This window comes from Micromonospora sp. DT15, from assembly GCF_049841475.1.
GTDB lineage: Bacteria > Actinomycetota > Actinomycetes > Mycobacteriales > Micromonosporaceae > Micromonospora.
Genome location: NZ_JBNCKJ010000018.1, coordinates 20,355 through 28,760 on the forward strand (window position 1 = coordinate 20,355; position 8,406 = coordinate 28,760).

Annotated in this window: 9 protein-coding genes; 5 read left to right on the forward strand and 4 right to left on the reverse strand. The window is 71.8% G+C overall.

Going from position 1 to position 8,406, the window contains the following annotated elements:
• Nucleotides 1-157: 157 nt before the first annotated feature.
• From ACLQ3F_RS30130 to ACLQ3F_RS30140, 3 genes are read left to right on the forward strand one after another with little or no spacing between them, the layout of a single operon-like run.
• Nucleotides 158-1,429, forward strand: coding sequence for a glycosyltransferase family 4 protein (locus ACLQ3F_RS30130; protein ID WP_425852966.1), 1,272 nt, complete (start codon nucleotides 158-160; stop codon nucleotides 1,427-1,429).
• Nucleotides 1,426-2,445: a sulfotransferase gene (locus tag ACLQ3F_RS30135; protein ID WP_425852967.1), complete on the forward strand. Its 1,020-nt coding sequence runs from the start codon at nucleotides 1,426-1,428 to the stop codon at nucleotides 2,443-2,445. Before ACLQ3F_RS30130 ends, ACLQ3F_RS30135 begins: the two co-directional genes overlap by 4 nt.
• A 3-nt stretch (nucleotides 2,446-2,448) precedes the next feature.
• Nucleotides 2,449-3,378: a sulfotransferase family protein gene (locus ACLQ3F_RS30140; RefSeq protein WP_425852969.1), complete on the forward strand. Its 930-nt coding sequence runs from the start codon at nucleotides 2,449-2,451 to the stop codon at nucleotides 3,376-3,378.
• Here the strand turns inward: ACLQ3F_RS30140 and ACLQ3F_RS30145 are convergent.
• From ACLQ3F_RS30145 to ACLQ3F_RS30160, 4 genes are read right to left on the reverse strand one after another with little or no spacing between them, the layout of a single operon-like run.
• Entirely contained in the window at nucleotides 3,357-3,830 is a 474-nt protein-coding gene (locus ACLQ3F_RS30145) for a hypothetical protein (protein WP_425852971.1), read from the reverse strand. The two genes, ACLQ3F_RS30140 and ACLQ3F_RS30145, sit on opposite strands and share 22 nt — an antisense overlap.
• 11 nt (nucleotides 3,831-3,841) lie before the next feature.
• A complete protein-coding gene (locus ACLQ3F_RS30150; RefSeq protein ID WP_425852972.1) occupies nucleotides 3,842-5,128 on the reverse strand; it encodes a signal peptidase I in 1,287 nt (428 codons plus the stop codon).
• Nucleotides 5,129-5,139: 11 nt separating this feature from the next.
• Nucleotides 5,140-5,772, reverse strand: a complete 633-nt coding sequence (locus ACLQ3F_RS30155) for a SipW-dependent-type signal peptide-containing protein (protein ID WP_357224129.1) — start codon at nucleotides 5,770-5,772, stop codon at nucleotides 5,140-5,142.
• 9 nt (nucleotides 5,773-5,781) lie between these two features.
• A complete protein-coding gene (locus ACLQ3F_RS30160) occupies nucleotides 5,782-6,417 on the reverse strand; it encodes a SipW-dependent-type signal peptide-containing protein (RefSeq protein ID WP_425852975.1) in 636 nt (211 codons plus the stop codon).
• Between the two features lie 213 nt (nucleotides 6,418-6,630).
• Between ACLQ3F_RS30160 and ACLQ3F_RS30165 the strand changes: the two genes are divergently transcribed.
• Together ACLQ3F_RS30165 and ACLQ3F_RS30170 are read left to right on the forward strand one after the other, a co-directional pair.
• Nucleotides 6,631-7,308, forward strand: a complete 678-nt coding sequence (locus ACLQ3F_RS30165) for a hypothetical protein (protein ID WP_387353812.1) — start codon at nucleotides 6,631-6,633, stop codon at nucleotides 7,306-7,308.
• A gap of 176 nt (nucleotides 7,309-7,484) precedes the next feature.
• Nucleotides 7,485-8,303 (forward strand): basic amino acid ABC transporter substrate-binding protein, encoded by an 819-nt coding sequence (locus ACLQ3F_RS30170; RefSeq protein WP_357224121.1) that lies wholly within the window; start codon nucleotides 7,485-7,487, stop codon nucleotides 8,301-8,303.
• Nucleotides 8,304-8,406: the final 103 nt, after the last annotated feature.

Sequence of the window (8,406 nt, forward strand, 5' to 3'; positions counted from 1 at the left end):
CGCACGGGCAGACGAAGATCACCCGTTCAGCCACATGCCAAACGTGAGCTGGACTCGCCGACCTGCCCTGCATACCGTGGGCCCTGGTCGGGGCGGGCAGACCCCGGTCATCACCCCCGGGCCCGGATCGCCCGATCGATGTGAGCAGGGCGAGTCGATGCGCGTGCTGCACGTGAACAAGTTCCTCTACCGCCGTGGCGGCGCGGAGGGGTATCTGCTCGATCTCGCCGACCTGCAACGGGTCGCCGGCGACACGGTCGCCTACTTCGGCATGAGCCACCCGGAGAACGAGTCGCCGCTGCCGTACGCCGCGCGGTTCCCGTCCGAAGTGGAGTTGGAGCCGGCGCCGAGCGGGGTGCGGCCCCGCGCGGTGGCCGTCGGCCGGATGCTGTGGTCACCGACGAGCCGCCGCGGGCTGGCCCGGGTGATCGACGACTTTCGGCCGGACGTGCTGCACCTGCACAACATCTACCACCAGCTCTCCCCGTCGGTGCTCGCCGCCGCCCGCGCCGCCGGTGTGCCGTGCGTGCTGACCATGCACGACTACAAGCTCGCCTGCCCGAGCTACCAGCTGCTGGACCGGGGCCGTCCCTGCCAGGCGTGCGTCACCGGTGGCCCGTTGCAGGCGGCCCGTCGCCGCTGCAAGGACGGATCGCTGTCGCGCAGTGGCCTGCTCGCCGTCGAGTCCTGGTTGCACCGGCAGTTCGACGCGTACGACCCGGTGCAGCTCTTCGTGAGCCCGAGCGGGTTCCTTGCCGACGTGATGCGCCGCGCGGGCGTCTACCCGGACCGGCTGCGGGTGGTCAAGCACTTCGTCGACCTGACCGGCGTCGCGGCCAAGCAGACGCCCGGCGGCGGTGTCGTCTTCGCCGGGCGGCTGGCGCCGGAGAAAGGGGTCGACGTGCTGATCGAGGCGGCTGCCGCGCTGCCGGACGGGGTCATCGTGGACATCGCCGGCGACGGCCCGGCCCGGCCGGAGTTGGAGGCGCTCGCCGCGCGGCGGGTGCCCGGCCGGGTCCGGTTCCACGGCCGTCTCGACAAGCCGCGCCTGCACGAGCTGATCCGGTCGGCGACAGTGGTCGCCGTTCCGTCCCGATGGCACGAGAACCAACCGATGGCGGTGCTGGAGGCGTTCGCCTGCGGTGTTCCGGTGGTCGCCACCGACCTGGGCGGGCTTCCCGAGCTGGTCGAACCCGAGGTGGACGGCCGCATTGTCGCGGCCGATGCGCCGACGGCCCTCGGCGACGCGCTCAACGACCTCCTGGCCGACCCGGACCGGGCGTACCGGATGGGCCGGGCGGGCCGGGCGAAGATCGCCGCCCAGTTCGCCCCGGACCGGCACCTGGACCGGATCCGTGGGCTGTACGCGGAGGCCGCCGAGGCGCTGCCGTCGCGCCGGGCCGCCGCCGGTGGGGGAGCGGCCCGGTGAGCCCGGTACGGGTGCTCTACCTCGCCGGCAGCGGTCGCAGTGGCAGCACGCTGGTGACCACGGTCCTGGGACAGTTGCCGGGCTTCTTCGCGGCCGGCGAGCTGCGGTACCTGTGGCGGCGCGGCATCCTGGAGAACCGACCCTGCGGCTGCGGCGCCCCGGTCGCCGACTGCCCGCTCTGGGCCCGGGTGCGCGCCGACCTGACCGACGCCGACCCGGCCGGGATCGCCGCCCGGTTGGCCCAGCGGCTGCGGCTGCGCGGACTGCCCGCACTGCTGCGCCGCCATCGTCGGGGGCAGCCGCCGGTCGCGGGCCACCCCGACGACACGCACCTGGCCCGGCTCTACGCCTCGATCGCCGAGCACGCCCTGGCCGGCCGGTCGGACGGCGTCATCGTCGACTCCTCCAAGCTGCCGCCGTACGGGGCCCTGCTCGGCGGCCTGCCCGGCATCGACCTGTACGTCCTGCACGTGGTGCGCGACCCGCGCGCCACCGCGTACTCGTGGCGTCGCCGACGCCCGCTGGACGGGCGTGCCGACGACCAGCTGATGAGCCGCCCACCGGTCGGCAAGGCCGCGCTGCTCTGGCTGGTCTGGAACACCGCGACCGTACGGCTGTGGGGCGACCGTCGCCGTGCGCCGGGCCGCTACCTGCGGGTGCGGTACGAGGACTTCGTGGCCGACCCGGCCGGTGCCACCGCCCGGATCGCCGGCTTCGTCGTCGCGATCCCCGACGAGCTTCCGTTTCCGACCCCGGCCACGGTACGGCTCGCGCCCACCCACTCGGTGGCCGGCAACCCGTCGCGGCACCGCACCGGACTGGTCGACGTGGTCGCCGACAGCGAGTGGCTGACCGGGCTGCCCACCCGCGCGTACGCGGTGGTGACCGGGCTGACCGCCGTGGCGCTGACCCGCTTCGGCTACCCGTTGCGCCGCCCGGCGGCCACCTCTCCCGCCGCCCGCTTCGCCGCGGACCCGGCCGTCTCCCCGTCACCCGCCACCCGGCAGAAAGGCTGAACGATGCTCTCACTGGTGGTGGGCACCGGTCGCTGCGGTTCGACACTGGTCCAGGAGTTGCTCTCCCGGCATCCAGCGGTCGGCTTCGTCTCCGGTCTGGACGACAAACTGGCCCGGCTCAACCCGAAGGGCAGGTTCAACGGCCCGCTCTACCGGCGTTCGGCGCCGCGCCCGGCGGGGATGACCTCGCTGCGGCACAGTCGACGGTTGCTGGAGCGGGGTCGGCTCCGGGTCGCGCCGTCGGAGGCGTACCACCTGCTCGACCGGCAGGTCCTGGCCGGCTTCTCCCGACCGTGTCGGGACCTGCTCGCCGAGGACCTGACCCCGTTCGTGGCACGGCGGCTGCGGGCCTTCTTCGACGAGCGGATCGCGCGGCAGGGCTGTCAGCAGTTGGTGCAGCACGTCACCGGATGGCCGCGGACCGGCCTGCTGCACGCCGCGTACCCGGAGCTGCGGGTGGTCAACGTGGTGCGCGACGGCCGGGCGGTGGCCAACTCGTGGCTCCAGATGGGCTGGTGGGACGGCTGGCGCGGGCCGGACAACTGGATCTACGGCTCGCTCCCGTCCGACCTTCGGGAGGAGTGGGCCGAATCCGGTCGCTCCTTCCAGGTACTCGCCGCGCTGGGCTGGAAGATGCTGATGGACGCGTTCGCGCAGGCCCGGCTGCGTCACCCGGCCGACCAGTGGCTGGACGTGCGCTACGAGGACCTGGTCGAGCAACCGCGCGAGCAGGTGAGCCGGATGCTCGATTTCCTCGGCCTGGGCTGGTCGACGGCCTTCGAGAAGGGCTTCTCCCGGTACGACTTCACAGTGGGCCGGGCGGAGGCGTACCGGGACGAACTCAGCCCGGCACAACTCGCCGCGATGGAACGGGTGCTGGAGAAGTCCCTGGCCGAGTGGGGCTACCCGGTCTACGGAACGCTGCAGGAGTAGAGGACAGCCGTCAGCATGCCGACCGTTCCGGTGACCGGTGTCGACGTCCAGCCGCCGGGGCCGTTCGCGACCAGGTTGAAGGTGCCGGTTCCGATGCTCAGCAACCCGCCGGGGACGGTGACCGAGGTGGCGCTGGCGCCGAGAGTCCCGCCGCCGGTGAAGCCGCCCGACAGCGACCACGTGAAGCCGCTGCGGGTCAGGCCGCCGACCGGCAGGGTCCAGGTGAAGGTCGGCGGGGTGAGCACGCCTGCGGTGCACTGCAGGTTGGTCGGTGGGTTGACCGTCCCGGCCTGCAGCGAACCGCGACCGTACTCGGTGGTGGTCCAGGCGGCCAGCGTCGACTGCGGCGGTGCCAGCACGACGGCGGTGCCGGCGAGCAGCAGGGCGGCAGCACCCGCGAGCCAGCGCCGCCGGACGTGGCCGGCTCGCTCCCGGGCCGGCAGAGACCGCACGCGGAGGCGCCTCACGGCCGCCCCACCCTGATCCGGCGCGCGGCGCGCATGAGCAGCAGGCCGGTGACGAGCGCACCGCCACCGGCCAGCAAAGGTGTCCACAGGTTGGTCCCGGTGCGCGGAAGCGGGCCGACAGTGCCGCCCGCCGATGCGCTGTCGCCGAATCCGGTCGCCGTGACGACCAGCTCCGCCGACCCCGAGGCCACCGCGTTGGCGAGCAGACTCGCCGTGACGAGCACCCAACGCTGCTGATCGGCGCGCATCGAGCTGATGGTGACCGGGTGCGCGGCCAGCCTGGTGGCGGGACCGTCGGCGAGGACCTGCTCACCCTGGCCGGTGGGGCAGGCATCCTTCACCCAGCGGATGGCACAGACGGCGACCATCACCTGGAGTCCGTCCGCTCGGACGGCGAGAGGGCCCAGCGCGGACAGCGAGATGGTCACCTCGCCGGGCTGCTCCGCGTGCGCCGAGACGCCCACCTGCCAGGGCACGGGCTGCTCCGGCGCCAGGTTCGCCATGCGATCGTTGTCGCCGACCGAGACCAGCGTGAGGTACCTGCTCCGAATGACCTCCTCGGTGGTGTCCGCGCGGGCCTGACCGGGCGTCGCCAGTACCGCGGCGGCAACGCCCGGCAGCACCGCCAGCACGACCAGCATGCGTCCCACTGTCGAGTCGCCACGCGGTCCCGTGCCGCTCGGCTGGGTGCCGACCTCCGGCGCTGCCCCCGCCTCGTCGGGCACCGCCGAATCCGGTCGCCGACGGCGCCACGCGCGCTGTCGTCCGGCCCCCGGCTCGCCCCCGCGCGGCCAGAACGCCCAGGTGACGATCGCGGCTGCCCCGACCGTGATGAGACTCGTGGCGAAGACGTTCGAGACGGCTCGCACCGCGTACCCGAGCCTGGGCACCGACCACTGCACGAGCCGCACGTGGCTCACCGCGTACGGCGCGGCGTCGTTCGACTGGTTCGCGTCCCCCCGCAGGGTGAGCAGGCGGGTGGGCCCACCGCCGTTGGCGATGTCGACCACCCGGTGGGTGATCGGTGGCAGCGGTGTGCGGTCGACGGTGACGACGTCTCCCACGTGGACCTCGGACGCGGGGATCTCCCGCACCACGGCCAGTGACCCGGCCGGGATGGTGGGGCTCATCGACCCGGTCTTGAACAGGATGAGCGAGATGTCGAAGAAGAACGCCAGCGGGACGAGGACGACGCAGGCCGTCCCACCGACGGCGAGCACTGTCAGCACCAGGTCGCCGACCCGGGCGAGGGTGCCGTGCCGTCGACGTTCGCGTCCCACCATCTGCAGATCCTTCACGTAGACGTGGCAGTGAATTCCCAGGTGACGACCCCGGTCGTGCCCTGGTACGCGTTGCTGGCGCCGGACTGGACCCGGACCTCGAAGCAGAACCTCAGCTGCGGCGTCGCGCCGGCCGGCACGGTGATGGGGGACGACACGGGTGAGCCGGGCACCGCGGTGATGGCGGAGTAGCCGGGCCCGACGATCCAGGTGGGTGAACCGGAGAAGGCGGCGGCGGCACACGTGGTGCTGGTCGTGGGGGTCCGCACCGCCCGGTACTCGAGCGCGGGCAGCAGGGCGCCGGAGTTGTTCGACGAACTCGTCAGCGCGACCGCCCCGCCGACATTCGTCGTCGAGGTCGTCCGGATGTCGAGGAAGGCGTAGAACGACACCGAGGGGGACATCGCCGTCGCGTTGAACGCCAGGGTCGCGGCGTTCGCGACCGGGGTGTGGCTGGCCCAACTACTGGAGGCGGTCTGCGATTCGGTCCCGAAGACGCTGGCGCCGAACGACCCGGTGCCGTACTCGCTGTCGGTCCACGCGGCGAGCGTGGACGTCGTTCCCAGGCCGAGAACGAGGGCGCCAGCGAGTACGGCACGGGTCCGGCGAAGCCGTGGTGTTCCGGCCGGCGTCCGACGGTTGACCACGGCCATCACCTAGACGGACTCGGCCAACAGTTGCCAGGTTTCCGTGACCGTGGTGCCCTGCACCAGGGTGCCCCCCGCGGTGACGACGAAGCAGAGGTTCACCGGAGCGCCGGGCGTCGTGGGGGGAGTGCCCTGCGTCAGGTTGAACGGCACCGCGCCGGCCACCGAGTTGAGCGGGGTGCCCTGCGCCACGATCCAGGTCGGGGTGGTGGGTGTCGCGCTGCAGTCGGCGAAGGCGGGGACGGTCGCGATGCCGTAGGTGAGGCCGACGAACCCGGCCGGGGCGGGGGTCGCTGACGCCACGGTGACTGTCGCGTCGTACGTCGTGGCCGCTGTCAGTCGGACGGCGAACGGCGCCGCGACCACGTCGCCGGGGCTGATGTCGTCGAAGCCGGTGCTGAAGGTCAACGCGGCCGCGGTGCCGGCGGTGGGGTGCTCGGCGTAGGTGGTGCCGTTGGTGCTGCCCTCCATGCTGAAGCTGCCTGCCGTGAACGTGCCCGTGGCGTACTCCGAGTCGTTCCAGGCGGCGAGGGTGATCGTCGCACCGAGGCCGAGGACGATCCCTCCGGCCAGGATGGCCTTCAGCTTGCGAGAGCGGCCTCGACTGCTCGGTTTGTCCACTGCCGTCCCTGTCGGTTCAGTCAATTTGTCCTCCTCGGTGCAACGCGGTTGGTTGTCGTGGGCCGGTGCCAGCGGCGCAAGGATCACGATAAGCACCCAAAGGAGGGCAAAACGCCCAAAGCGGCTAAGTAGCCACGGGAGGGTGCAGACAGGCAGGGAGCGCACCGATCGGCCCTATTGACGGACGTCACGGGGCAGTTAACCTTTGGCCCCACCCCATCGATGTGAGGAGATGCGATGGCGCGCCGTACCGGCCGACCCTCCTACCAGCTGGACAAGGCCGATGTGCGGCACCGCCGCACGGTGCGCTTCGTGGCCGTCGCGGGCGTGATCGCACTGGTCACCGCGTTGCTCGGTGGGTTGATCGGCTACCAGTTGGGCCGTCCGGACGCGACCGAGGCGACCATCGCGAACATCAAGCAGGACGAGGCGAAGCGGGACGCTCAGCAGATCGTGGAGCTGATCGAGACGGCCCGGCGCGTCCGCGACCAGGTCGCCCCGGTGCTGGCCGCCATCAAGACGGAGACGACGGCCGGACGTGCGCCGGACCCGGCGCAGGCGCGCCAGTGGCAGGGGGTCATGCGCCAGGCGGCGGAGCCGTTCGCCGAGCCGCCGTCGGGGACCACCGCCACCAACGTGGCGCGCGGAGGCCTGCGCGGAGCGGTCGAGCAGGCGTCGCTGGCCGTCGACGCGTACGCGCTGGCGGCCGGCGTTCCAGCGGCGCAACGGGCGGCCCTGCTGGACGTCACCGCGCGGCAGGCGGCCGAAGCCGCGACGATCTGGTCGGTCGCGGCGACCCAGCTCGATCAGATCAGCGTCGACTCCGGCCAGGGCCACCAGCATGTGTTCCTGGACACAGACCCCCACGAAGGGGCCCTCACCCCGGACGGAGCGGCCGAGGGAACCGGTGGCTGAGGCCCTTTGCGGGGCAAGTGTCGGGTTTGTCGACTGAGCGCGCCCCGCCGGGTCCGCCGAGCGGTCACGGCGTGATCTGGGGGCGACGCGCCGGATCGGGTACGGTCGCTAATCGCAAAGTCTATGAACCAGATTGGCTTTCTGTGAATTGGAAGCCGAATCGGAGGGGCACAGCCGTGAGGTTCCCAAGCGTCGTCCGTCAGGCCGGCCTCGTCGTGGCCGTCACCGCCCTCGCGCTGACCGCGGGTTGCGCGAAGAAGGACGACAGCGAGGTCCAGGCGAGCGGGGTCAAGCTGGTCACGGCCGGCAAACTGACTGTCTGCACCCACCTGCCCTACCCGCCGTTCCAGTCCAAGGACGCCAGCGGCAAGGTGACCGGCTTCGACGTCGAGATCATGGACCTGGTCGCCAAGGAACTCGGCGTCGAGCAGACGATCGTCGACACCCCGTTCGAGGGGATCAAGTCCGGTCAGGACCTCAACACCGGCAAGTGCGACGCGGCTGCCGCCGGCATGACCATCACCGAGGAGCGGAAGAAGGTCATCGACTTCTCCGACCCGTACTTCGACGCCACTCAGGCGATGCTGGTGAAGACCGGCAAGACGTACAAGTCCCTCGACGACCTCAAGGGCAAGAAGCTCGGCGTCCAGGCGGCGACCACGGGTCGTGACTACGCCAAGAAGCTCGAGGCGGAGAAGGGCCTGAAGCTCGTCGAGTTCGAGGACCTCGCCGCCCTCCAGCAGGCCGTCGCCAACGGCCAGGTCGAGGCCGCCATCAACGACCTGCCGGTCTGGACCGAGTACCTGAAGAAGAACCCGGGTGGGTTCGAGGTGGCCGCCGAGTTCGACACCGGCGAGCAGTACGGCTTCCCCGTGAAGAAGGACGCCAACCCGGAGTTGCTCAAGAAGATCAACGAGGTGCTGGCCAAGGCCAGGCAGGACGGCACGTACAACACGATCTACGAGAAGTGGATCGGCAAGCAGCCGAGCGCCTGAGCGCCACGCAGTACCGGAGGGCGCCCCCCCCCCCCCCCCCCCCAACACCGGGAACACCCCGCCAGCCACACCCCCCCCGCAAACAGCGCCCCCCCCCCCCCCG